The organism is Kitasatospora sp. NPDC056273, from assembly GCF_042268845.1.
GTDB lineage: Bacteria > Actinomycetota > Actinomycetes > Streptomycetales > Streptomycetaceae > Kitasatospora.
On sequence record NZ_JBHJSJ010000011.1, the window covers coordinates 45957 to 68926 of the forward strand.

A 22970-nucleotide genomic window follows, 5' to 3' on the forward strand; every position below is an offset into this window, starting at 1 on the left:
GGCCGGGCCGACTTCCCGCGCCCCTGTCTCCCTCAGCCGAGCAGCAGCTTCGCGGCGGCCGTCGCGCCGTCCGTGCGGACCCGGGCCGAGAGGGCGGCGGCCCGCTCCCGGGTGGCGGGCGCGAGGGCCCGGCGCAGGGCGGCGGCGAGGGACGCGGTGGTCGGGGTCGGGCCGTCGTGGGCGGCGCCGATGCCCAACTCCGCCACCCGCGCGGCCCAGTACGGCTGGTCCACCATCTGCGGGACCAGCACCTGGGGCACCCCGGCCCGGGCGGCCGTGGTGGTGGTGCCCGCGCCGCCGTGGTGGACGACGGCGGCCACCTTCGGGAACAGCGCCTGCTGGTTGACCTCGCCGACCGCGAAGCAGTCCTCGGCCCCGTCCACCTCCGCCAGTCGGGCCCAGCCGCGGCCGAGCAGCACCCGGCGGCCCTGCGCCCGGACCGCCTCGACGGCGACCCGGGCGGCGCCCGCCGGGTCGCGCAGCGGCATGCTGCCGAAGCCGACGTACACCGGCGCCTCGCCGGCCGCCAGGAAGGCCGACAGGTCGGCGGGCAGCGGGCGTTCGTCCGGCAGGATCCACGCGCCGGTCTGCACCGCCTCGGGCCAGGCCGCGTCCGCCTCGGCGGGCCGCGGCCACGGGTCGAGCAGCGGGTCGGTGGCCAGCCACGGCCGGCCGGTGAGGACGTGGTCCCGGACGTTGTCGGCCTCGGGCAGTCCGACCGCCGCCCGGCGGGAGTTGACCGCGTCGCCGAACAGCGCGTTCATCGTCCCGATGTTGAGCTCCCACAGCTCCCGGGGGTCGGTCGCCTCCGGCGGGTAGGGCAGCATCGGGTACTCGAACGGCCGGTGGTGCGGGGAGGGCAGCACGGTCGGCTGGAGGGCCACGTACACGAAGCGGGCGCCCAGCTGCTCGGCCGCCGCCTGTGCGCCGGCCGCCGCCGGGAACAGCCCGGTGGCCAGCACCGCGCCGCCCGGCTCGGCCGCCCCGAGCACCGCCGCGTGGAACTGCTCGACCAGCCGGGCGGCGCGCGCGGGCAGGTCCCCGGGCTTCGGCGGCGGCCCGCTGACCAGCGCGCGCACCGACTGACCGACCGGCACCGGCTCGACTCCGGCCTCGGCCAGCCGCGCCGAGAACTCCTCGTCCGGCGGCGCGCAGACCCGCACCTCGGCGCCGAGTTCCCTCAGCCGCACCGCCAGCGCGGCCATCGGCTCGACGTCCCCACGCGACCCGTACGTCGACAACACCACTCGCACTTCGTGACTCCCCGTTTCGCGGATCTGCTTCCGTGCTTCGCGGACCTGCGTCCTCGAAGCGGTGATTCTGCGTCACCACCGGGGCCTTGTGGCAAGGCCCCCCGTGCGCTGTACGTTGAGAGTGGCGAGGAGTGGGTACGCCTCCGCGGACGCCACCACCGCATCCGAAATTCCCGGGCGGACACCGCTTCTCCTGCCAGAATCTCCTTCATGCGCGCGATCATCGAGGACATGGCCGGTCAACTCGCCCGTGTGCCGGGCGTGGTGGGAGTGATGCTCGGCGGGAGCCGGGCACGGGGCGAGGAGCGGCCGGAGTCGGACTGGGACCTCGGGGTGTACTACCGGGGCGGCCCCGACCTCGACGCGCTGCGGGCGCTCGCCGGACCGGAGACCGAGGTGGCCGGCCCGGGCGGCTGGGGCCCGTGGGTCAACGGCGGGGCGTGGCTGCGGGTCGACGGCGTCACCGTGGACTGGATCCTGCGGGACCTCGACCGGGTCGGACGGGTGTGGGCGGACTGCCGCGCGGGCCGCTACGAGGTGGGGACGCAGGCCGGCCACCCGCTCGGCTTCTGGTCGCCCTGCTACCCGGGCGAGGTCGCCCTCGGGCAGCCGTTGGCCGACCCCACCGGGGAGTTGACGCGGCTCAAGCGGCAGACCGCCGACTACCCGGAGCCGCTGCGCGGGGCCCTCACCGCGGCCACCTGGGAGGCGGGCTTCCTGCTCGACACCGCCGCGAAGAGCGCCGTCCGCGCCGACGCCCTGCACGTCTCGCTCTGCCTGTCGCACGCCGTCGGCATCCTGGTCCAGGCCCTGTTCGCCCACCACCGCCGCTGGTGCCTGAACGAGAAGGGCGCGCTGGCCGTAGCCGGTCGACTGCCGGACGCCCCACCGTACTTCGGCAGGCGCGCGCACGGCCTGCTCGCCGAGCCCGGCGGGTCGGCGGCGGAGCTGACGGCCACCGTCGCCCGGGCGCGGGAGCTGACCAGGGAGACCGTGGCCGCACTGAACCGCTGAGCCGCCGAACGACTGATCGCCAACCGCCCGGCGGGCGAGGCGCGTTCAGCCCCGGTGCCAGGAGGTGGCGTTCCGGTGGTCGGGCGCCGACGCCACCTCGACGGCCGCCGCCCTCATCTCCCGCTCCCAGTCCCGCGTCACCTCGACCGGCCACGTGTCGACGCAGCCCGGGCAGCAGACCTGGTCGACCAGCTCCGCGAGCCGCCGCTCCGCCCCGGTCGTGCGCTCGTCGATCCGGGACCAGAGCGCGGCGACGGCCTCAACCGGCGTGATCTCCCCGGACACCAGCCGGGCCGCGGTGTGGTGCAGGAGGCTGCGCTGGACGAAGCCGTCGTCCGGCACCGGCAGGCCCAGCTCCGCCATCGCCTGCCACAGCAGCTCCGTCAGCTCGACCGGGGGCTCGCCCCGGCCCGGCCGCCCCGCGAGGTCGCAGAGCGCGGGCGAGTCCCCGCCGATGCCCGCCGCCAGCAGCCCGGCGGCGGCCATCGGCAGGTCCTCGGGGAAGACCAGTCCGGCGGAATGCTGCCAGGCCAGGGTGAATGCGTCGTCCATGGCGCCATCCTGACAAAGCGGCCACGCCAGCCGCCACCGGATTCTCCGCCCCTGCGGAAAACCACAGGGTGCGGCGGTACGGAAAACCACAGGGCGTCCGCCGGAAACCCGCATACCGGCGCTGACCTGCGGTTCCTAGCGTGGAGGGCAGAGCCGGGCGCACCAGGCGCCGGCACCGCGACCACCCTGGAGCCCGCATGCCGCACACCGTCCTCGCCATCGCCCAGCAGCCCGCCGACGGCTTCGCCGACTGGGCGGCCGACCTGGTCGACACCCTGGGCGGCCCCGGGGCCGGCCTGGCGATCGCGCTGGAGAACCTGTTCCCGCCGCTGCCCAGCGAGGTGATCCTGCCGCTGACGGGCTTCGCCGCCGGGCAGGGCGTGATCAGCCTCGCCTCCGCGCTGACCTGGACGACCCTCGGCTCGGTCGCCGGGGCCGTCGTCCTCTACTGGCTGGGCGCCCTGTTCGGCCGGGAGCGGATGCACGCGATCTGGGCCCGGCTGCCGCTGGTCAAGGCCTCCGACCTGGAGCGCACCGAGGCCTGGTTCGCCCGGCACGGGACGAAGGCGGTGCTGCTGGGCCGGATGGTGCCGATCTTCCGCAGCCTGATCTCCGTTCCGGCCGGGGTCGAGCGGATGCCGCTGCCCGCGTTCGTCATGCTGACCACGATCGGCAGCCTGGTGTGGAACAGCGTGCTGGTGATGGCCGGATTCCTCCTCGGGGACCGCTGGGACACGGTGGAGACGTACGTCGGCCTGTTCTCCAAGGCGGTCCTGGTGGTGGTCGCCGCGGCCGTGGCCGGGTACGTCGTGATGCGCTGGCGCGGGCGCAACAGCGCCGCCCAGCACCGCCGCGCCCGGTGACCGGCCCGGCCGGACCCACCGGCCCCGAAGGCCCCACCGCCCCCGCAGGCCCGGCCCGCCCCGTAAGCTCGGACCCCGTGCAGGGGGATGCAGCGGACACCACGTCATGGCCGCGCCGGGCCACCGGAGTTCTGCTCGGCTGCCCGAGCGCCGCGCTCTCCGCGCTGTACCTCCTCCTCGCGGCCGTCGTCCTCGGCCCGTTCCTGCTCTGGCCGCGCACCCGCCCGTACGCGGTGCCGGGCCTGCTGTCCGGGGTGCGCCGGCTGGCCGCCCTGGAGCGGGCCCGGCGCAGCGCCTTCTTCGGCGACCGCTTCCCCCGCCACTACCGGGCGGACGACCGCCGGGTGCTGCGCTACCTGGCGGTGCGCAGCGGCGGCGGGCTCGTCGCCGGGGTGGTGCTGGGGCTGCTGGGCTTCGGGCTGGCGCTGGCCGTCCTGCTGGTCGGCGGGGTGCTGCGCGGCTCGCTGGGCTGGGAGGAGCTGGCGACCCAGGTGCTGCTCGGCGGGGTGCTGCTCTTCCTGGCCGTGCAGGGCCTGTTCTCGCTGGCCGCGCTGGACGCCCGGACCGCCCGGGAGTGCTTCGGGCCGTCCGAGGCCGAGCTGCTGCGCCGCCGGATCACCGAACTCGCCGACAGCCGGGCCGCGGTGGTGCAGGCCGTGGACGCCGAGCGGCGGCGGATCGAGCGGGATCTGCACGACGGCGTGCAGCAGCGGGTGGTCGCGCTGGCGATGCTGATCGGCCGGGCTCGGCGCGGCCTGGACCGCCACCAGGACCCGGAGCGGACGGAGGCGCTGCTGCGCCAGGCGCACCGGGAGGCGCAGGGGGTGCTGACCGAGCTGCGCGAGGTGGCCTGGAGGGCGTACCCGTCGGCGCTGGACACCCTGGGCCTGGAGGAGGCGCTGGGCGGGGTGGCCGAGCGGTGCGCCGTCCCGCTGCGGCTCCGCTACGAGGTGGCCGGCCCGCTGCCCGAACCCGTCCGGACCGCCGCCTACTTCGTGGTGTCGGAGTGCGTCACCAACGCGGCCAAGCACTCCGCCGCCTCGGCGGTCTCGGCCCTGGTCGAGCGGACCGCCGGCGTGCTCACCGTACGGGTCGAGGACGACGGCACCGGCGGCGCGGACCCGGCGGGCAGCGGCCTGACCGGCCTGCGCGGGCGGGTCGCCGCGCTGGACGGTACCCTCCACGTCCACAGCCCCGCCGGGGGCCCGACCGTCATCACCGCGGAGCTGCCATGCGCGTGACCCTCGCCGAGGACTCGACCCTGCTGCGGGAGGGCCTGGTCCGGCTGCTCGCCGAGGAGGGGCACGAGGTGCTGGCCGCGGTCGGCGACGCGACGGCGCTGACGGCGGCGGTGGCGGAACGGCCGCCGGACGTCGTGGTGGTGGACATCCGGATGCCGCCGACCCACACCGACGAGGGGCTGCGGGCGGCGGTGGAGATCCGCGAGCGCTGGCCGGAGGTGGGCGTGCTGGTGCTCTCCCAGCACATCGAACGCGGGTACGCGGCCCGGCTGTTGGACGCAGGCGCGGAGCGGGTCGGCTACCTGCTGAAGGACCGGGTGGCGGAGGTCGACGAGTTCCTGGACGCCCTGGTGCGGGTCGCGGCGGGCGGCGCGGTGATCGACCCGGAGGTGGTGCGCCAACTGGTGGTGCGCACCACCCGCACCGACCCGCTGGCCCGGCTCACCCCGCGTGAGCGCAGCGTCCTGGAGGCGCTCGCCCAGGGCTGGACCAACGCCGCCATCGCGCAGCGGCTGCACGTCTCGATGAGCGCGGTGGAGAAGAACCTCAACGCCGTCTTCGACAAGCTGGACCTGCCCCGCACCACCGACTACAACCGCCGCATCCTGGCCGTCCTGCACTACCTCGGCGCGTAGCCTCCGCGCCGTCGGCTCAGGGCTTCCGCGGCTCCCGGCCGCGCAACGCGTCGACCGGGCTGGCGTCCGGGCGGCTGTCCGGCCCGGCGGCCGGCCCGGCGGTGTCCGGCGGCCGGAGGGTGAGGACGCGGTCGGCGAGGGGCAGCAGCGCCCGGTCGTGGGTGATCAGGACGGTGGTGCGCCCGGTCATCAGGCGGCGCAGCGCGGGGACGAACTGCTCGACGGTGTGCGGGTCCAGCCCGGTGGTGGGTTCGTCCAGGACCAGCACGGGGGTGTCCCGCAGGAAGGCGCGGGCGATGGCGACGCGCTGGCTCTGGCCGCCGGAGAGCTGGAAGCCGTCGGCGCCGATCACCGTGCGGTAGCCGTCCGGCAGCGCGGTGACGAAGTCGTGGGCGCCGGCGTTGCGGGCGGCGCGTTCGATGGCGGCGGGCGGGGCGTCGGGGCGGCCGTAGGCGATGTTGTCGGCGATGGTCGCGCGGAACAGCGGGGCCTGCTGGGGCAGCAGCGTGACGGCCTGGCGCAGCGAGACGAGGGTGAGGTCGCGCAGGTCCTGGCCGTCGAGGCGGACGGTGCCGGCCTGCGGGTCGAGGAAGCGGACGAGGAGCTTGGCGAGGGTGGACTTGCCGCTGCCGCTGGGCCCGACGAGGGCCAGGGTCTCACCGGGGAGCAGGTCGAGGTCCAGGTCGGTGAGGACGGGCGGCCCGGGGGTCCCGGTGGCGCCGGGGTAGCCGGCCCGGACGCCCTGGAGGGTGACCCGGCCCTGGACCGGGCCGGTGTCGCGGGCGGTGGGGCGTTCGCGCACCGGGCTGGTGAGGTCGTGCAGTTCCAGCACGCGTTCGCCCGAGGCGCAGGCCGTGCCGGCCAGCGGGACGAGGGCGGCGAGCTGCTGGGCGGGCTCGAACAGCTGGGCCATGAAGGCGGCGAAGGCGAGCAGGCCGCCCAGGCTGAGCTGCCCGTGGATGACCTCCAGCGCGCCGACGCCCACCACCGTGAGCCCGGCCAGCAGTTGCAGCACGCCGAGGAAGGGCTGGTAGAGGTCGGCGACCCGGGCGGCGGAGAGTTCGGCGTCGAGCAGGGCCTTGCCCTCCCGGTGGACCCGTTCGACCTCGCGGCTCTCCTGGCCGCAGGTCCGGGTGACGGTGGCGTTGCGCAGGGACTCCTCCAGCAGCGCGGTGACGCCGCCCGCGCGGCGCTGGACCTGCCGTTCCCGGCGCCGGATGCGGCGCCCGAACAGGCTGGTGGAGAGGACGAACAGCGGGGCGGCCAGCAGCGCGGCCACGGTGAGCGGCCAGCTCAGGTAGAAGGCGGCTCCGGTGAACAGCAGCAGGCTGACCGCGGCCACGGCGCCCTCGACCAGTCCGGTGGCCACCATCTGCTCGATCTCGGCGATGTCGAAGGTGAGCCGTGCCACCAGGTCGCCGCGCCAGCGGGTCTCCAGGGTGTCGGGCGGCAGGGTGTGCAGGTGGGCGAGGGTGTCGGTGCGCAGCCGCAGCATGTAGCGCTCGGCGGTCCTGGTGCTGGTGTAGGTGCCGCCGTAGGTGAACAGCGCGGCGGCCACGGACGCGCCGAGCATGAGGGCGGCGAGCAGCCAGAAGTCGGCGAAGTGCCGGGGCACCAGGACGTCGTCGATCAGGTCCTTGAACAGCCAGACGGAGACGACCTCGCCGAAGGCGCCGAGGACGAGCAGGACCGCGCTCACCGGGAGCCAGCGCACGTCGGGGCGCACCCACGGCCAGAACCGGCGCATCAGCTCCCGCAGCGGGACGACGGGCGGGTCCGTCACCGGCCCCGGGTCGTCGTCGTCCCGCGCCGCCCGGTCGCCCGGGGGCGTCACTTCGCGCATGGCCACGACCCGTTGCTCTCGGAGACGTCGTTCCGGTGTCCGGAAACGACCTTTCGGGGTCCGGATCCGCCGTTTCCGAGGTGGGGACCCGTCATCCGGGGCCCCGTCGTCCGGGCCCCGTCGTCCGGGACGCGTCACCCTCCGCGTGGCGGCGGTGCCGGCCCCAGGGTGAGGGGCCGGCGGTGGTACCGCCGGCCCCTGTGATGGCGCTAGTCGGGACTGTTGTGCGCAGTCCTAGCCGAAATCACCGTCACCACATGCCGAAACGGCGACGGTGGTTTCCACGACGGTTGCGGCCACGATCACGATCACGCCCACGACCACGGTCACGGTCACGGCCGTAACCACCGCCTCTGTCTCCTCCACGGCCGAAGTAACTCATCACGGCTTCTCTCTCTCGTTGCGTCGGCGCTCCTGGCGCCCGCCGAGACCTGCACCGGCGGCGCGGTCCCGGGGACCTGGAGGCCGTTGCCCGTGGTCGGACCGTTCCGGCGGCCTGTCGGCGACGCCCGGTCCGATCCGTCCCACTCCTCCAGTATCCGCCCACCGAGCGTGTTCGCAGCTCCAGAGCCGTACGGACTTCGCGACGACCGGCCGCCACCGTGGAGGGTGTCCCGACCGTCACGTTCGGCGACTCCCGGTACGTCATCGGAACGGCGGCTCCCACGGAGGGCGTCCGCGGCCGTGTGCCGGGTAGGCTGACCGTGGTACGCGAGTCCTCAGAGAACCTGACAAATGGGTCCGATGGCCGCCCTCCACGCCCTCCCCCTCGCCGGACCGGCCGCCACGCGGCCGGAGGGGCGGATCCCGGCCGCGCGGTGGCCCGGCGGGCGTGCCGAGCGGGTCCCGGCGGGGCGTCACACAGTTTTCACACCCCGGCCATCCGTCGGCCGCGCGCCTCGTTGACACTGTGTCGGGCGAGTCCGGAAGCGCCTGCTCCGCATACGGACGGTCAACGAATGAATGACATTGTGTCCGCTCCGTGTGCAAGCACAGCCCAGGCAGCGAACGGGTTTTCACTCTAATCACACGGTATGACTAGTATCGCTTCGTCAAAAAACCGTGCCCGGACGGCCCGCCCCTCACCGGCCGGCCGCCAGCCCCAAGGAGTCAGCTCTGCGCGCGCGTGCGAATCGGCGGCCCCCGACGCCGAAGGGCCCCCGCAGGCGTCCACGCCTGTCCCTGCGGACGGCGCTGCTCGTCCTGGCCGTCGTCCCCAGCATCGCCCTGGTCGCCCTCTGGGCCGTGACCAGCGGTGAGACGGTCTTCGACTTCCAGCGGCAGGGCGCTCAGGCCCTGCTCGCCCAGAAGGCCGGACAACCGTCCAACATCGTCTACTACAACCTCCAGGAGGAGCGCCGGCTCAGCGCCGAGGCGCTCGCCCGGCCCGGCTCCAACGCCGACCAGCTGCGCCGCCAGCGGCAGCTGACCGACGACGCCGTGCGGCAGTTCCAGACCCTCTCCGGGGAGACCGCCGACAACGCGCCCGAAGAGGTGCGCACCGCCGTCGCCGAGGCACGCCAGGCGATGGGCAAGCTGGTCGAGCAGCGCGCCGGCGTCGACCGCGGCTCCGTCGACCAGCAGACGGTCTACACGTACTACACCGACCTGATCGCGGTGGACCTGCGGCTGTTCACCGCGCTCAGCCGCGTCGACACCGGCGAGGTCACCTGGATCTCCAAGACCCTCGTCAACGCCTTCTGGGCCAAGGAGATGCTGGCCCGGGAGGATGCCATCCTGGCCCGCGGCTGGCCCAGCGGCCGGCTGAGCACCGCCGACTACCAGGCCGTCCAGCAGGCCATCGGCGCCCAGGACCACCTGCTCAACGTCCAGGTGCTGCCGTACATCCCGGACACCGAGGTCCAGGGCTGGCACGACCTGATGAACGGCCCGGCCTGGCAGGCCAAGGCCGCCGTCGAGCAGCAGCTGACCAGGCCCACCGCCGCCGACGCCAACGGCACCGTCAGACTGCCGGCCGCCCAGGACCAGTGGCGCCAGGCCCTCGACCAGCTCAACCCGCCGCTGGTCAAGGCGATCGAGGCCCGTACCAGCGCCATCGTCGAGGTCGGCAAGGGCGCCATCATGGGCCTGCTGACCCGCGTGGTGCTGACCGCCGTCGTCGGCCTGATCACCGTCGTCGCGGTGATCATCGTCTCCTGGCGGCTCAGCCGCTCGCTGCGCCGCCGCATCAAGGACCTGCACACCCAGGCCGAGGAGATGCAGCGCACCCTGCCCGAGGTGGTCGACCGCCTCGGCCGCGGCGAGCAGGTGGACGTCGAGGCCGAGACCCGCACCATCACGGACGGCCCGCACGGCAACGGCACCGACGAGCTGGCCCGGCTCGGCCAGGCGCTCAACCTGGCCCGCTCCGCCGCCCTGGAGTCCGCCGTCGGCCAGGCCGAGCAGCACCGCGGCTTCGAGCGGCTGCTCCAGCGCATCGCCCGCCGCACCCAGCTGCTGATCGGCCGCCAGCTGCGCAAGCTGGACGAGCTGGAGCGCAAGCACGACGACCCGGAGGTCCTGGAGGGCCTCTTCGACCTCGACCACCTCACCGCCCGCCTGCGCCGCTACGAGGAGAACCTCGTCATCATGGCCGGCGGCCAGCCGCAGCGGCGCTGGCGCAAGCCCGTCCCGCTGCTGGACGTGCTGCGCGCCGCGCAGGGCGAGGTGCAGGACTACCGGCGGATCTCGATCGACATCGAGGGCGACCCCTGGCTCTCCGAGCGGGCCGTCGGCCCGGTGGCGCACGTGCTCGCCGAGCTGATGGAGAACGCCACCACCTTCTCCAAGCCGCCCACGCCGGTCGAGGTGCGCGCCGCCGTGGTCGGCCGCGGGCTCGCGATCGAGATCGAGGACCGGGGCCTCGGCATGGACCCGGAGCAGTACGACGCGGCCAACGAGCTGATGAGCCGCCCGCCGCGCACCGACGTGCTGGCCCGGGCCGACGACATCCGCCTCGGCTTCCACGTGGTCTCCCGGCTGGCCGCCCTGCACGGGCTGCGGATCGAGTTCCGCCCGTCCGCCTTCGGCGGCACCCGGGCGGTCGTGCTCGTCCCCGACGAGCTGGTCCTGGAGGGCGACACCGGGCTGCCGGACGGCGCCGGCGGCACGGCCACCGAGCCGATCCCGCTGGTGCGCCGCTCGCGCCGGGCCGTCCGCTCGGCCTCCGACGAGACGCCCGTCCCGGTGCCGGCCGGTCCGCCGGTCGCGCCGGTGGACTCCTTCACGCAGGGCGACCACGCCCCGCACGGGGCCCCGGTGCCGCTGCCCCCGGCGGAGGCCGGGACGTGGCCGGGACCGGACGCGGGACCGGCGGCGGGGTGGGGCGCGGCACCGGAGGCCACGCTCCAGGAGGTCCCGCTGCCCGCGGCCCCGTTCCAGCCGGCGGTCGTCCAGCCGCTGCCGTCGGACCCGGCCGCCCCGGCCGTCCTCCCGGCGGCTCCGTTCGAGGCGGAGTGGCCCGAGCAGCCGTACCAGGCCGAGCAGCCGTACCAGGCCGGGCAGGCGTACCCGGCGGAGCAGCCGTACCCGTCCGGGCAGCCCTTCGGATCGGAGCCGTCGTACGACGCTGAACCGTCCACCGGCCCCGTGCCGTCGTACGGAGTGGAGCAGCCCGCCACGGCTGCCCGGCCCGACCACCAGCCGGAGCAGCCGATCGAGCACACCTCCCCGGCCGACCCGGCGCCCGCCCAGGACGCCCCGGCCTACCCGGACATCGCCTACGCCCGGGTCACCGAGGCCGAGGCCCCGTACGCCGACGAGCAGTACCGCCCGGCCGACCACTACCGGCTGGCCGAGCGGCGCCAGCCCCGCGAGTACCGGACCTCGGTGCCGTTCAGCCCGGCCCAGGCCGGCCAGCCCCCGCTGCCGCAGCGCGTCCGGCAGGCCAGCCTGGCGGCCGAGCTGCGGGTGCCCCCGCCGGCCCAGCCGCAGTGGGTCGAGCGGCCCGCCGGGGACACCCCGCCCGCGGGACCGTTCCAGCGCACCGAGCGCCCGGTACGGCGCTCGGGTGCGGCGATCGGCGCCTTCCAGCGGCAGTCCCGCGCCGCCCGGGCCCAGGACAGCGGCGAGCACCGCCTGCCCGTCACCCCGCCGGCGCCCTCCCCCGCACCCGCGGGCCCTCCGGCCCCTGCGCCCGCCCCCTGGGCCCTTCCGGCCGCGGACCCCCGAACCACACGAACGGATGAGCAGTGATGAACCGCACGATCGCCACCCACCAGGACCTGGACTGGCTGCTGGACGGACTCGTCGACTCGGTGCCCGGGACCAGGAACGCCGTCCTCCTCTCCGACGACGGTCTCGTGGTCAGCCACTCCCGCACCATCGAGCGGGCCGACGCCGAGCGCCTGGCCGCCGTCGCCACCGGCCAGCAGAGCCTGGCCCGCGGGGTCGGGGCGCTGTTCGACGGCGGCCCGGTGCACCAGGTGATCGTCGAGCTCGCCGAGTGCTGGCTGTTCGTCATCGCTGCCGCCCAGGGCACCCACCTGGCCGTGGTCGCCTCCCAGGAGGTGGACGCCGAGGTGATGTCCGTCGCGATGCACACCCTGGTGCAGCAGGTCGGCCAGAAGCTCACCACCCCGGTCCGCCACGAGGAGGCCCCCGGCGCCCCCGCCGCCCCGGCCTCCTTCGACGCCTTCGCCGCCCGGAACCGGGGCTGACCAGGGTGGAACCGTACGGGAACGACGCCTGGGGGGACGGCCGCGACGACGGCCGGCAGGCCGACCCGCGACCCGGTCCGGCCTCCGGTTCGCAGCTCGGCCCGCAGCCCGGCTCTCCGTCCGGCCCGGCCTCGGGCCGGCAGTCCGGCTGGGACGACTCCTGGCGGCGCGGCACCGTGCCGCACTGGAGCGAGCTGGAGGACGACGCGGAGGAGGAGACGGGCAGCATGGTGCGCCCGTACACGATCACCCGCGGCCGGACCGCGCCCGAGCGCGACGACCTCACCCTCATCACCGTGCTCACCACGGTCGAGGAGGAGGCCGACGCCGCCCTGGCACGGGGCAGCCGCGCCGGTGCCCGCGGCCTCCAGCCCGAACACCGGCTGATCCTCGAACGCTGCCGGCGCCCGATCGCCGTCGCCGAGGTGTCGGCGGGCCTGGACCTCCCGGTCTCGGTCACCAAGATCCTGCTGGGCGACCTGGTCGCCCAGGGCCTGCTGAAGGCCCGGGCACCGCTGTCGGTGGCCCGGGCCGCCGGCGGCGTGGACCTCGGCCTGCTCACGGCCGTACGCGAAGGACTCCGGAGACTCTGAACATGGCAACCCCCCACTCCGCCACCGACGCCCCCGCCGCCCCGGCCGCCGTCAAGATCCTGATCGCGGGCGGCTTCGGCGTGGGCAAGACCACCCTGGTCGGCTCGGTCAGCGAGGTCGCCCCGCTGCGCACCGAGGAGTACCTGACCCGGGCCAGCGTCGGCGTCGACGACCTGGCCGGCGTCGACCAGAAGACCACCACCACCGTCGCCCTCGACTTCGGCCGGATCACGGTCAGCCCCGAGCTGGTCGTCTACCTGTTCGGCACGCCCGGCCAGGAGCGCTTCTGGTTCATGTGGAACGACCTGGTCAACGGCGCCCTCGGCGGGATCGTCATCGCCGACACCCGCCGGCTGGAGACCAGCTTCGCCTCCATCGACTTCTTCGAGAGCCGGGGCATCCCGTTCGTGGTCGCGATCAACTGCTTCCACAACACCAACACCCGCACCCCCGACGAGATCCGGGCCGCGCTCGACCTCGACCCGCAGGTGCCGATGCTGCTCGGGGACGTGCGCGAGCGCGCCTTCGGGCGGGACCTGCTGCTCGCCCTGGTCGACCACCTGATGGAGCTCGCCGCCGCACCCGTCGGCTGAACCGGCCCCGGCCGGACCGGCATCCCGGCCGACCCTTCCCCTCGACCGCCGTGCCCGCTCGGCCGGACCGGCTCCGGCCGGGCCCCCGCACCGCCCCCGCACCCCCGCACCTCCTGTGAACTTCCTTTCGGAGCCCCCCTCATGAACAGACCCCTGCGCGTCCTCGTCAACGGCGGCGGCATCGGCGGCCTCACCCTCGCGACCGCCCTCGCCACGCGCGGCCACCAGGTCGACGTCGCCGAGCTGCGCGAGCAGTTGGAGGCCCTCGGCGTCGGCATCATCCAGCCGTCCAACGCCCTGCACGTGATGCGCGAGATCGGCGTCCTGGACGACTGCCTCGCCGCCGGCTTCGAGTGGGAGGTGCTGACCATCTGCGACCCGGCCGGCGCCACCCTCGCGAAGATCCCGCAGCCCCGGATGGGCGACGCCCCCTCCAACAACGGCATCCCGCGCCCCGCGCTGGCCCGCGTCCTCGCCGACGCCGCCGTCAAGGCGGGCGCCACCCTCCGCTTCGGCACCACCATCGGCACCCTGCGCGAGGACGCCCACGGCATCGAGGCCGCCCTCACCGACGGGCAGGTCGGCCGCTACGACCTGGTCGTCGGCTTCGACGGCATCGGCTCGCCGCTGCGCCGCCACCTGTACGGCGAGAAGTACGCCCCCGAGTACACCGGCTTCGCCAACTGGCGTGTGACCGTCCCGCGTTCGCCCGAGGTGCGGGGCGTGGTGATGTCCTCCGGCAACCTGAACGCGAAGGCGCTGCTCACCCCGATCAGCGCGGAGCAGATGTACCTGGGCTCGGTCTTCGCCGAAGCCGAGGACTTCCGCCCCGACCCGGAACGCGCCCACGAGCAGCTGCGCGAGCGGCTGGCCGGCTTCGGCGGCCCGATCGCCGAGGCGCTGGCGCAGATCACCGACCCGGCCGCCGTGGTCTACTCGCGGATCTCCCAGGTCACCGTCGAAGAGCCCTGGCACGTCGGCCGGATCGTCCTGGCCGGCGACGCCGCCCACGCCTCCACCCCGCACCTCGCCCAGGGCGCCGCGATGGCCGTCGAGGACGCGCTCGTGCTCGCCCAGAGCCTGGACGCGGAGGACACCGTCCCGGCCGCCCTCACCGCCTGGGAGGCCCGCCGCCGCCCGCGCGCCATGTGGGTCCAGGCCCTGTCCCGGGCCGTCCTCAAGCAGGAGACGGGCACCGCGACCACGCCGGAGGAGGACGAGCTGCTCAAGGTCGGCATCCCCGGCGCGGCGCACGTCCTCGTGCAGCCGTACTGACGGCCGGCGGATTCAGCGGCGCGCTTCGGCGCGCCGCTGGGTCTGCCAGGTACTGACGCGGTGGATGACATGGAGGATGATCACGCCGGCGACCACGGTCGCCACCGTGGCGATGGTGGAGTAGGCGATGGCACGACGCAGGTCGTCCTCCGTGGGCGTGTCCTTGTCCACCAGGTACGCGTAACCCCGGCCCACGTACAAGCAGATCACCCACGCCACTGACCAGACTCCGATCAGGGCACGGGAGACGGGCCGCCGCGGCGCACTGGCCTGCCAGACGTCCGAGATGACCTGGTACGGAATCCAGAGGTTCGCCAGCGGCCACCAGCCGCCGACCACCCAGGCCCGGGCCCGGCGCTGACTGCCCGGGCCGCCCAGCAGTTCGGCGTTGATCCGCGCCCGCCACAGCCACACCGTCACCACGATTCCGGCGGGGAGGGCCAACGCGAGGTAGACGGAATCCCCGAAGAAGTCCGCCCAGTCCTCTACCGCCTGGAGGTCCGCCAGCGTGGCCTTCCCGGCGAGAGCGTCCTCGTAGAGCAGGTACGCGCGCCAGTCGGTCCACGTCGCCAACACGTTGTACACCATCACCACGACGACCAGGACCGACGCCGCGACGCCCCACCCGGCCACGGCCCTGTACCGCTGCGAACCGTCCACGTTTCCCCCTGACTTCCCGTGTCCCCGGCTCACCAGAGACCTGCCAGCTGCAACACCCGGTACCCGAGCCAGCACGGCAGGGCGATCACCCCGACGAGCCAGAGCCCGATCAAACCCGCTTTGCCCGTGGCGACTTGGGCCCGCCACACCATCGTCCGCCTCCGGTATCCACCGACTGCCAGGGCCGTCCGAACGGCACGCGCCACGTCCGCCGTGGGCGTCTGATCCCCCAGCAGGCCCGCCTTCGCCATCCGTGCCCACAGGCCCTTGCGTCCGGAACCGACCGGGAACACCCGGGGTGTCCAGAGATTGTCGAAGGCCACGACGGCGCCGACCCAGTGCCGACCTGCCGTCAGCTCGCCCACGGGCACCGAGGTGACCAGGTGTTCGTTGAGCCGGTCCACCAGATCGGCACCGTTTCCCGGGGTCAGCAGGATCAGCTTGCCCGCCGGCTGCGTGGCCCGTGCCTGTCCGACCTCCCACCACAGTCCGTCCCCGTGCCCGAGGCGCAGCACGATGAGCTGCGACAGGCTCATCAGCCGCCGCACGGTGCCCTGCCAGTCGTCGAGCGGCAGGTAGAAGCGGGCCGCCCCCAGCAGTGGCAGCGGCTCCCCCGGCCGCCCCACGGCGATGACGGGGCCCACCGATCCCAGGGCGCCGGCGAGTTGCTCCTCCCTCGTATGGAGGTTGATGGGCGCACCGTCGTCCACCTGGGCAGCCACCTCGTCGTCGGCGAAGCTCCGCAGGTAGAGCACCGGCCTGCGACCGTCCGAGAGCAGGATCTCGGCCGCCCCCGGAGCCGCGTGCCGACGCGTCCGGCGCAGGATCAGCAGACCGCAGCCCAGGGCCGCCAGACCGCCCGCCAACATCAGGAGCTGCCCCTCCAGCGACAGCTTGTCACCCTGCCGCTCCGAGGAGCGGACCGCCACGATTCCCGCCGCGAACAGCATGTACCCGAGGCCGTTGACCAGCAGGACCGCTCGTCGCCAGCGCGGGACGGGCGGGGTGAAGCGGGTGACGAGCCCCACGAGTTCGGCGACCCCCGACCGGCGCCGGTGCCGCAGCCACAGCGCGGGCCCGGCCAGCGCAAGCGCCACCGCCCCGCACCACAGCGCCCCCGCCCTGCTCCCACCCACCCACTGCCCCATGCCGACGTTGACCAGCAGGTGCAACGCCACGTAGCCGGCCACGACCGCAGTCGCCGTGATCCACCGGGCGAACATCCGTAGACGGGACGACATTCTCAGCCCACCCCCGACCGCTTGAGCAGGACGCCTCAATCGGATACCGCAACCGACCGATCATCATGCGCGCACGATCGGTTACGGTTTGGCGCCGAACACCAGAACGGGGGCGGTCCGAAGCCCGACGGGGAGCGTGGCGAACGCACCGGCCACGCGGGGCCGGTGCGGATCAACCCGCCGAGCGGAGCGGCGCAGGGCCGGCCGAGGGCACCGGGCGGGCCACCGGCGCCGGGCGGCTGATCTGGTCCCGGCGGTCCCACACCGCCTTGGAGACGCGGGCGAGCAGGCGGGCCGCCGGGTCGGTGCGGTCCGTGCCGTCGGCGAGCGGGCCGGTGTAGCAGACGGCGATCAGGTAGGGCGGGCAGTCGGCCGGCTGGACGAGGCCGACGCCGAGCCGGGCACCGGGGACCCAGCCGTTCTTGAAGGCGATCCGGGTGTTGGAGGGGAGGCCGGCGGCCAGGTCCACCCGGAACTCGTTGCACTCGAGGAGGGCGAGGAGTTCGGGCTCCCCGGCGAGCGAGCGCAGCAGCCGGACCAGGTCGCGGGCCGTCACCCGGTTGTGCACGCCCTGGGCGCGCGCCGCGTAGTCCTCGATCCCGCGCGGGGTGGAGCTGTGGGTGGCACCGGCGCGGCGCCACACCTCGGTGACGGCCTGCTGGGTGGTGCGGGCCAGGCAGATGTTGGTGGCCAGGTTGGAGGAGTGGGTGATCATCCGCTCGGCGAGCAGCCGGAGCGGCACGTGGGTGCCGACCAGCTCCCAGGGCAGCGGATCGCTGTCCCAGTCCGGGTCGTTGCCGAACTCGCCGCCCACGACGGACTCGAAGCGGTTCACCACCGGCACCTCGGCGTCGAGGTTCGCCCCGCCGCGGCAGAGCGCGGCGAGCACCGCGACCTTCATCGTGCTGGCGGCGTCGTGAAGTTCGTCCGGATTGTGGACGAACACCGGCTCCGCTTTTCCCGCCCAGGGGGCGACCACCACAGAGAGCATGGAGGAAGGGTAGGGGAGGTCGGGGCCGGAGCTCGACGGTTGCGGCGTACGACACGAAACCGCCTCCGCCGCCATGACGGACCGTCAGTCGCCGGGCGGCAGGGCCAGGGGCTTCCTGAGCAGCCACTGTCCGGCCGTCCTCCAGGGCCGGCGCACGACCACGCGGCCGTGGCGCTTCCTGCCGACCAGTTCGATCCGCAGCGTGACCGGCGCACCGTGGTCCGGCGCCCGGCGGTTCCTGATCCGGCTGAACTCCAGGGCCAGGCCGTCGGCGTCGACCACGATGCCCGGCCCGGTGATCAGGGTCAGGGTCTTGCCCTCCATGTCCAGGTCGATCTGCAGGGTGTCCTGCGTGATCACCGCCTCGGTGAAGTCGAGCGTCACGTCGCACCACTCCACGAAGAGCTCCAGGCGGCGCGGCACCACCCAGCGCCCCTCCCGCCTGACCCGGCTCCACCGCTGGTCGATCGTCAGGACGTCCTTGACCTCCGCCACCACCCCGCCGGGGGCGAGCGAGACGGGCGGCAGGTCGGTGGTGAGTCCGGCCAGGTCGCCGATCGTCCGCGCGGACAGGGCGGCCTCCAGGCGCTCGTCCAGCTCCTCCGAGGTCAGCCGGCCGTCGCCCGCCGCGATGCGCAGCAGCTCGGCCACCCGGTCCCGGTCGGCGTGGGAGGCCCGCATCGCGGACTCCTGGCCGCGGGCGGCCTGCTTCCCTGCGGCGGGCACGATCTCTCCCGGCATACTTCCCGTCCTGAACTCGGCGATGGTCTTCGCGCGTTGGGGTCAGCGGCGCGGACAGGAACTCACGATATATCGCGATAGGGTTTCCCGCCAGACCGGTTCGGCCGACCTGTTCGACGGGCCTGTTCAGCGGGCGGGCTCGCCCGCCGCGGCCCGCGGCTCGACCAGCATGCGGATGTCGTCGGCGGCCCAGAGCACGAACCGCTCGACCGGGACCACCCGGTGGCCCGGCTCCGGCCGGAAGCGCAGCCGCTTGAGCAGCACGGCCAGCAGCACCTGGGCCTCCACCACGGCCAGGCCCTCCCCCTCGCAGGCGCGCGGCCCCAGGCCGAACGGGATCCAGGCCAGCCGGGGCCGCCCCGCCGACTCCTCGGGGGTGAACCGCTCGGGCCGGAACCGCTCCGGCTCGGGCCAGTACGCGGGGTTCAGGTGGACGGCCCGGATCGGGAGGAAGACCACCGCCCCGGCGGGGACGACGTACCCGCCGACGGCCAGCGGCCCGGTGGTCAGCCGGGCGCCGTACGGGCCGGGCGGGTACCGGCGCAGGGACTCGCGCAGGACCATCCCCAGGTACGGCAGCCGGCGCAGGTCGGCGTGGTCGGGCACCGGGCGGTCGCCGAGGACGCGGTCGAGCTCCTCGGTGACGCGCGCGGCCGCCGCCGGGTGGGCGGCGAGCAGGTGCAGGGTCCAGGAGACGGCGACGCCCGTGGTGTGGTGGGCGGCCAGCATCACCGCGAGGACGGTGTCGCGGATCCGCGCGGGGCTCTCCCCGGCCTCGACGAGGGCGCCGATCAGGTCGCTGCGGTCCCCACCGCTGCCGCCCCCACCGCTGCCGTCCCCGCCGCTCCGGCCGCCGGGGTGGCCCCGGTGGTGCGCGGCGATCACCCGGTCGACCGTCGCCCGCAGTCGGGCGAGTGCCCGGGTGGCCCGTTCGGCGCGCTGCTCCGGGGGCTGCTCGGACGGCACCCGGTAGAGGCGCTCCAACTGGTCGGTGAGCACCGCCTCGAAGGCCTCGACCACACCCTCCGGGTCCTCGATCCCCCCGTCCGGGTCCTCCGTCCCGCCGTCCAGGGCGTAGCCGCAGATCATCCGGAGGGAGAGCCCGGTGAGTTCCCGCTGGAGCTCGACGGCCTGACCGGCGGGCAGGGCGGCCCAGCGGTCGGCGAGCCCGGTCGCCAGGGCGGTGAAGCGGGCGAAGTGCCGTTCGTGCGAGGGCCGTCCGGCGAGGACGGTGAGCAGCAGCCGGCGCCACGGGCCGTGCTCCCCGGCCGGGAGCACCTGGAGGTTGCCCGCCTCGAACAGCGGGTCCAGGAACGAGAACAGCCCCGGCGGGCGCTCGTCGAGGTGGGCCACGGCCTCCAGCAGCACCGGGTCGGCGATCGACACCGCGGTTTCGGCCCCCGGCAGTTGGAACCGCACGACGGGCCCGTACTCGGCGTGCAGCCACAGCTGGTAGTCGTGCAACCCGCCCGCCCGCGCGATGGCGCCCACCCCGCCGTCCGCTCTCGGCTCGGGACCGGGGATCTGCATCGGACCTCCTGGGGTGCCTTCCGGGGATCGTTCCGCGGTGCCTTTGTACGAACCGGGGCCTTCCCGTGTTTTCCGACTCCGTACCCCGGACCGCGCAAATGCGGCGTCAATTCCTAAATCATCCATGGGCCGTAAATCGCCCACGGGTCGAACGCCCCGTCGAGCGACCGTCGAACGCCCCGTCGAGTGACCGTCGAACGCCCCGGAAAAACCCGGTCCCATGACCTGCGCACGACCTGTACGCTGAACACACATTCGAACTGTGTCGAATCCGTTCGGCATTTGATGAAACTGTGGGGGAATCGGTGCGCAATCGCCGACTTGTGGTTCTCGCTGCCCTCGTGGCGGCCGGTGTCGGTCTCACCTCGTCCGGAATCGCCCAGGCGGCCGCTCCCGCCGCGGCACCCTCCTCGCCCGCCTCCGGCGTCGCCGGCCTCGACGCGACGAAGAAGCTCCCGGGCAAGACCTTCAACAGCTCCGCCGACCGCACGGTCGTCTCGTCGAAGGCCGGCGAGCGGGCGGCGGCCCCGACGCAGGGTGCGCCCGCGCAGGACGCGCCCGCCCAGAACGCACCCGCCGCGCAGAGCGCCGCGAACCTGGGCGTCGACCTGCAGGCCACGGCCTTCAGCGCTCACGGCTTCAGCCTCAAGACCACGCTCTCGTCCAGCGAGACCACCACGGGCAACCTCACCATCTCCTGGGGCGACGGGACCACGAGCTCCTACCCCGTCGCCCTCACCGCCGGCGTCGCCAACCCGCACGTCGACATCCACCAGTACAAGACCGTCGGCGCCTTCGACATCACGGTCACGCTCACGAGCGGGACGGTGGTCGCCAAGAACCAGGTCCAGGTCGTCACCGCCGGCGCCGAGTTCACGCCGCACACCCCCACCCGCCTGCTGGACACCCGGGAGGGCATCGGCGCCGCCAAGGCCAAGGTCCCCGCCCGCGGCACCGTGGCCCTGAAGATCGACGGCGCCGCCCAGATCCCGAACGGGGTCGCCGCGGTGGTCCTCAACGTCACCGTCACCAACACCTCGGGCTCCGGCCACATCTCGGTGGCGCCCAGCCAGGACCTGGCCCAGAACGCCACGACGTCGAGCCTCAACTTCGTCCCCGGCCAGACCGTTCCGAACCTGGTGGTCGCCTCGGTCGGTCCGGACGGCTACGTGTACCTGTTCAACTCGGACTGGGCCCCGGTCGACCTACTCGCCGACGTCACCGGCTACTTCACGCCCACCACCGCCAGCGGCTACAAGTCGGTGCCGCAGACCCGCATCGTCGACACCCGCGAGGGCATCGGCACGGCCCAGGGCAAGGTCCCCGCGACGTCGGGCTTCGATGTCGCCGTCGCCGGCCGCAACGGGGTGCCGTCGGGCGTCACCGCCGTGGCGCTCAACCTGACGGTCACCAACCCGCAGGCGGACGGCCACCTGATCGCCTACCCGACCGGGCAGGCCGTCCCGACCACCTCGAACGTGAACTTCACCGCCGGCCAGACGGTGGCCAACGCGGTGATCGTGCCGGTCGGCCAGGACGGCAAGATCACCGTCCGCAACGGCAGCTGGCTCCCGACGGACGCGGTGGTCGACGTGGTCGGCTACTACAGCCCCGCCAGCCGGTCCGCCCTGGTCCCGCTCGTGTCGCCGGAGCGCGTCCTCGACACCCGCGAGACCACCCCCGACCGGACGGGCGCCCCGATGCCGGGCCGCAGCTTCTTCGCGCTGGGGATGGAGGGCGACACCACCTCCCCGCAGGTCGAGGGCTGGGTGCTGAACACCACCGTCACCAACACCGCCGGGGCCGGCTTCCTCTCGGTCGACACCGACCCGAACTACTGGTCCGCCTACCGGAACGGCACCGCGGTCGTCCCGCAGCGCCCGGTCTCCTCGACGCTGAACTGGACGGCCGGCGCGACCGTCCCGAACCTCGCGCAGACCCCGGGCGGCAAGGGCGGCATCATCGACTTCTGGAACCAGAGCTGGTCGGACGCCGACCTGCTGGTCGACCTGCTCGGCTTCTACCAGTCGAACTGACCCACCGGACGACGTGAGGGCCGGGGCGGTGTTCCGTACGGAGCACCGCCCCGGCCCCTTTCCGTCGCGCGGCCGGCGGGCCGGCCCCAGTTGACGACGTACCTCAGTTGACGACGTACCTCAGTTGACGAAGTAGCTGAACCCGACCGTCGCCGCGGTCATCCCGGCTGCCACCTCCCGCGTCACCGTCCCCTGACAGTTCGGCGCGGAATACACGTCGACCGTCACGTTCGTGAGGTTCTCGACGACCACCGGCGACACGGTCGGGTAGCACCCCCGCGCCGGATTCTGGTGCGTCACACCGTTCACCACCAGAACCCCCGTAGCCGCCTGTGCGGGCACGGCGAGTGCGAGCACTCCGGCGGCGGCCAGCATCCCGACCGCGGCAATCCGACGACGCATGACTGTTCTCCCTTCCGAGGGCGCACATCGGTTACGGCACCCTTCCGGGCCATGAATTCCCCCACCGCCCTGTCCATGTCAGAAATCCCGCCGCAAATCCCCCGAACCGAGGACAATGCCCGGCGCGGCATTCGCCCGCGGTCCGCCGGGAGTGGAAAGTCGGACCCGCCGACTTTCCGCGTCCTTCGGCGTCTTCCACGCTCTTCCGTGAAGGACGGGCCGACCGCACGGCGGGGGTCACGACTGCTCGGGGAGCCCGCTTCCGGCGGTCGGCAGCGCCCGGACGGCGTCGGCGATCTCGGCGCGCAGCCCGTCGAGGGTGTGGTCGGGGCCGAGGATCATGCGGCGGAGCTGGGGCATGGCGAGGCTCCAGCCGACCATGCCGAGCGTGAGGAACAGCCGCGCGCGGGCCTCGTCGCCGTCACCGCCGCTGTCGCCGTCGTCGCCACTGCCCGCGGGCCGCGCCGCCCGGATCTTGTCCTGGTAGTGGCGGGTCCGGTCCGCTTCCCCCGGAACGGGCTCGTCGCCGAGTTCGAGAGCCTCCCAGAGCAGCAGCCGCAGGGCCTCCGGGTGGTCGCGGTGGTAGTCGAAGAGCCGCTCGGCGTACGCCGCCAGGTCCTCGTCGCCGGGCGGGACGGCCTGGGCGAGGTCGGCCATGAGGCGCTCCAGGACGGCGGCGAAGAGCCTGTTCTTGTCGCCGAAGTAGTCGTAGATCGCCCGCTTGTTGGCCTGGGCCTGGGCGGCGATGCGGTCCACGCGGGCGCCGGCCACGCCGTACGCGGCGAATTCGGTGGCCGCCGCCGTGAGGATCCGCTCTTTGGTTGCCGTCGAGTCGTACGCCATGGGCCG

21 protein-coding genes are annotated in these 22970 nt (G+C 74.1%); 10 read left to right on the forward strand and 11 right to left on the reverse strand.

The window, feature by feature from the left end; genetic code table 11:
• Window positions 1-32 precede the first annotated feature (32 nt).
• Window positions 33-1253: a glycosyltransferase gene (locus tag ACFCY1_RS12500; RefSeq protein WP_375874471.1), complete on the reverse strand. Its 1221-nt coding sequence runs from the start codon at window positions 1251-1253 to the stop codon at window positions 33-35.
• A gap of 210 nt (window positions 1254-1463) precedes the next feature.
• Between ACFCY1_RS12500 and ACFCY1_RS12505 the strand changes: the two genes are divergently transcribed.
• Window positions 1464-2267, forward strand: coding sequence for a nucleotidyltransferase family protein (locus tag ACFCY1_RS12505; protein WP_375874472.1), 804 nt, complete (start codon window positions 1464-1466; stop codon window positions 2265-2267).
• A gap of 45 nt (window positions 2268-2312) precedes the next feature.
• On the opposite strand, the gene ACFCY1_RS12510 is transcribed toward ACFCY1_RS12505, so the two are convergent.
• On the reverse strand, window positions 2313-2819 hold the full coding sequence (locus ACFCY1_RS12510; RefSeq protein ID WP_375874473.1) for a hypothetical protein: 507 nt from the start codon (window positions 2817-2819) through the stop codon (window positions 2313-2315).
• Between the two features lie 197 nt (window positions 2820-3016).
• Between ACFCY1_RS12510 and ACFCY1_RS12515 the strand changes: the two genes are divergently transcribed.
• From ACFCY1_RS12515 to ACFCY1_RS12525, 3 genes are all read left to right on the forward strand, one after another.
• Window positions 3017-3682, forward strand: a complete 666-nt coding sequence (locus tag ACFCY1_RS12515; protein ID WP_375874474.1) for a DedA family protein — start codon at window positions 3017-3019, stop codon at window positions 3680-3682.
• Between the two features lie 77 nt (window positions 3683-3759).
• A complete protein-coding gene (locus ACFCY1_RS12520; RefSeq protein ID WP_375874475.1) occupies window positions 3760-4923 on the forward strand; it encodes a sensor histidine kinase in 1164 nt (387 codons plus the stop codon).
• Window positions 4914-5558: a response regulator transcription factor gene (locus ACFCY1_RS12525; RefSeq protein WP_117490718.1), complete on the forward strand. Its 645-nt coding sequence runs from the start codon at window positions 4914-4916 to the stop codon at window positions 5556-5558. The genes ACFCY1_RS12520 and ACFCY1_RS12525 overlap by 10 nt, the downstream gene beginning before the upstream one ends.
• Before the next feature lie 16 nt (window positions 5559-5574).
• Here ACFCY1_RS12525 and ACFCY1_RS12530 read toward each other — a convergent pair whose 3' ends face one another.
• Together ACFCY1_RS12530 and ACFCY1_RS12535 are read right to left on the reverse strand one after the other, a co-directional pair.
• On the reverse strand, window positions 5575-7401 hold the full coding sequence (locus tag ACFCY1_RS12530) for an ABC transporter ATP-binding protein (RefSeq protein WP_053112194.1): 1827 nt from the start codon (window positions 7399-7401) through the stop codon (window positions 5575-5577).
• Window positions 7402-7635: 234 nt separating this feature from the next.
• Window positions 7636-7767 (reverse strand): hypothetical protein, encoded by a 132-nt coding sequence (locus ACFCY1_RS12535; protein WP_255357445.1) that lies wholly within the window; start codon window positions 7765-7767, stop codon window positions 7636-7638.
• Window positions 7768-8646: 879 nt separating this feature from the next.
• Here ACFCY1_RS12535 and ACFCY1_RS12540 point away from each other — a divergent pair.
• The 5 genes from ACFCY1_RS12540 (at window position 8647) to ACFCY1_RS12560 (ending at window position 14520) form a co-directional block, all read left to right on the forward strand.
• A complete protein-coding gene (locus tag ACFCY1_RS12540; protein WP_375874476.1) occupies window positions 8647-11595 on the forward strand; it encodes a nitrate- and nitrite sensing domain-containing protein in 2949 nt (982 codons plus the stop codon).
• Window positions 11595-12059: a roadblock/LC7 domain-containing protein gene (locus ACFCY1_RS12545; protein ID WP_049654463.1), complete on the forward strand. Its 465-nt coding sequence runs from the start codon at window positions 11595-11597 to the stop codon at window positions 12057-12059. The genes ACFCY1_RS12540 and ACFCY1_RS12545 overlap by 1 nt, the downstream gene beginning before the upstream one ends.
• 5 nt (window positions 12060-12064) lie before the next feature.
• Window positions 12065-12652 (forward strand): DUF742 domain-containing protein, encoded by a 588-nt coding sequence (locus tag ACFCY1_RS12550; RefSeq protein WP_375874477.1) that lies wholly within the window; start codon window positions 12065-12067, stop codon window positions 12650-12652.
• A 2-nt stretch (window positions 12653-12654) separates the two neighbouring features.
• A complete protein-coding gene (locus tag ACFCY1_RS12555; RefSeq protein ID WP_049654460.1) occupies window positions 12655-13245 on the forward strand; it encodes an ATP/GTP-binding protein in 591 nt (196 codons plus the stop codon).
• A gap of 141 nt (window positions 13246-13386) precedes the next feature.
• Entirely contained in the window at window positions 13387-14520 is a 1134-nt protein-coding gene (locus ACFCY1_RS12560; protein WP_375874478.1) for an FAD-dependent monooxygenase, read from the forward strand.
• Between the two features lie 12 nt (window positions 14521-14532).
• On the opposite strand, the gene ACFCY1_RS12565 is transcribed toward ACFCY1_RS12560, so the two are convergent.
• From ACFCY1_RS12565 to ACFCY1_RS12585, 5 genes are all read right to left on the reverse strand, one after another.
• On the reverse strand, window positions 14533-15180 hold the full coding sequence (locus ACFCY1_RS12565; protein WP_375874479.1) for a DUF4328 domain-containing protein: 648 nt from the start codon (window positions 15178-15180) through the stop codon (window positions 14533-14535).
• 29 nt (window positions 15181-15209) lie between these two features.
• A complete protein-coding gene (locus tag ACFCY1_RS12570; protein WP_375874480.1) occupies window positions 15210-16370 on the reverse strand; it encodes a transferase in 1161 nt (386 codons plus the stop codon).
• Window positions 16371-16593: 223 nt separating this feature from the next.
• Window positions 16594-17412: a serine hydrolase gene (locus ACFCY1_RS12575; protein ID WP_049654454.1), complete on the reverse strand. Its 819-nt coding sequence runs from the start codon at window positions 17410-17412 to the stop codon at window positions 16594-16596.
• Between the two features lie 84 nt (window positions 17413-17496).
• Complete coding sequence (locus tag ACFCY1_RS12580) at window positions 17497-18153, reverse strand: DUF1707 domain-containing protein (protein WP_375874481.1); 657 nt, start codon at window positions 18151-18153, stop codon at window positions 17497-17499.
• A gap of 126 nt (window positions 18154-18279) precedes the next feature.
• Window positions 18280-19683, reverse strand: coding sequence for a cytochrome P450 (locus ACFCY1_RS12585; RefSeq protein WP_375874482.1), 1404 nt, complete (start codon window positions 19681-19683; stop codon window positions 18280-18282).
• A 341-nt stretch (window positions 19684-20024) separates the two neighbouring features.
• Here ACFCY1_RS12585 and ACFCY1_RS12590 point away from each other — a divergent pair, with 341 nt between their 5' ends.
• Window positions 20025-21719: a hypothetical protein gene (locus ACFCY1_RS12590; protein WP_375874483.1), complete on the forward strand. Its 1695-nt coding sequence runs from the start codon at window positions 20025-20027 to the stop codon at window positions 21717-21719.
• Between the two features lie 120 nt (window positions 21720-21839).
• On the opposite strand, the gene ACFCY1_RS12595 is transcribed toward ACFCY1_RS12590, so the two are convergent.
• Window positions 21840-22121: a hypothetical protein gene (locus ACFCY1_RS12595; protein ID WP_049654447.1), complete on the reverse strand. Its 282-nt coding sequence runs from the start codon at window positions 22119-22121 to the stop codon at window positions 21840-21842.
• A gap of 237 nt (window positions 22122-22358) precedes the next feature.
• Window positions 22359-22964, reverse strand: coding sequence for a TetR/AcrR family transcriptional regulator (locus ACFCY1_RS12600; RefSeq protein ID WP_375874484.1), 606 nt, complete (start codon window positions 22962-22964; stop codon window positions 22359-22361).
• Window positions 22965-22970 lie beyond the last annotated feature (6 nt).

What these genes read in the sequence shown, in the direction of transcription:
- ACFCY1_RS12505 (WP_375874472.1), top strand. Translation starts at nt 1,464, where the DNA reads ATGCGCGCGATCATCGAGGACATGGCCGGTCAACTCGCCCGTGTGCCG.
- ACFCY1_RS12545 (WP_049654463.1), top strand. Translation starts at nt 11,595, where the DNA reads ATGAACCGCACGATCGCCACCCACCAGGACCTGGACTGGCTGCTGGAC.
- ACFCY1_RS12525 (WP_117490718.1), top strand. Translation starts at nt 4,914, where the DNA reads ATGCGCGTGACCCTCGCCGAGGACTCGACCCTGCTGCGGGAGGGCCTG.
- ACFCY1_RS12560 (WP_375874478.1), top strand. Translation starts at nt 13,387, where the DNA reads ATGAACAGACCCCTGCGCGTCCTCGTCAACGGCGGCGGCATCGGCGGC.
- ACFCY1_RS12510 (WP_375874473.1), bottom strand. Translation starts at nt 2,819, where the DNA reads ATGGACGACGCATTCACCCTGGCCTGGCAGCATTCCGCCGGACTGGTC.
- ACFCY1_RS12530 (WP_053112194.1), bottom strand. Translation starts at nt 7,401, where the DNA reads ATGCGCGAAGTGACGCCCCCGGGCGACCGGGCGGCGCGGGACGACGAC.
- ACFCY1_RS12575 (WP_049654454.1), bottom strand. Translation starts at nt 17,412, where the DNA reads ATGCTCTCTGTGGTGGTCGCCCCCTGGGCGGGAAAAGCGGAGCCGGTG.
- ACFCY1_RS12555 (WP_049654460.1), top strand. Translation starts at nt 12,655, where the DNA reads ATGGCAACCCCCCACTCCGCCACCGACGCCCCCGCCGCCCCGGCCGCC.
- ACFCY1_RS12585 (WP_375874482.1), bottom strand. Translation starts at nt 19,683, where the DNA reads ATGCAGATCCCCGGTCCCGAGCCGAGAGCGGACGGCGGGGTGGGCGCC.
- ACFCY1_RS12595 (WP_049654447.1), bottom strand. Translation starts at nt 22,121, where the DNA reads ATGCGTCGTCGGATTGCCGCGGTCGGGATGCTGGCCGCCGCCGGAGTG.
- ACFCY1_RS12580 (WP_375874481.1), bottom strand. Translation starts at nt 18,153, where the DNA reads ATGCCGGGAGAGATCGTGCCCGCCGCAGGGAAGCAGGCCGCCCGCGGC.
- ACFCY1_RS12515 (WP_375874474.1), top strand. Translation starts at nt 3,017, where the DNA reads ATGCCGCACACCGTCCTCGCCATCGCCCAGCAGCCCGCCGACGGCTTC.
- ACFCY1_RS12600 (WP_375874484.1), bottom strand. Translation starts at nt 22,964, where the DNA reads ATGGCGTACGACTCGACGGCAACCAAAGAGCGGATCCTCACGGCGGCG.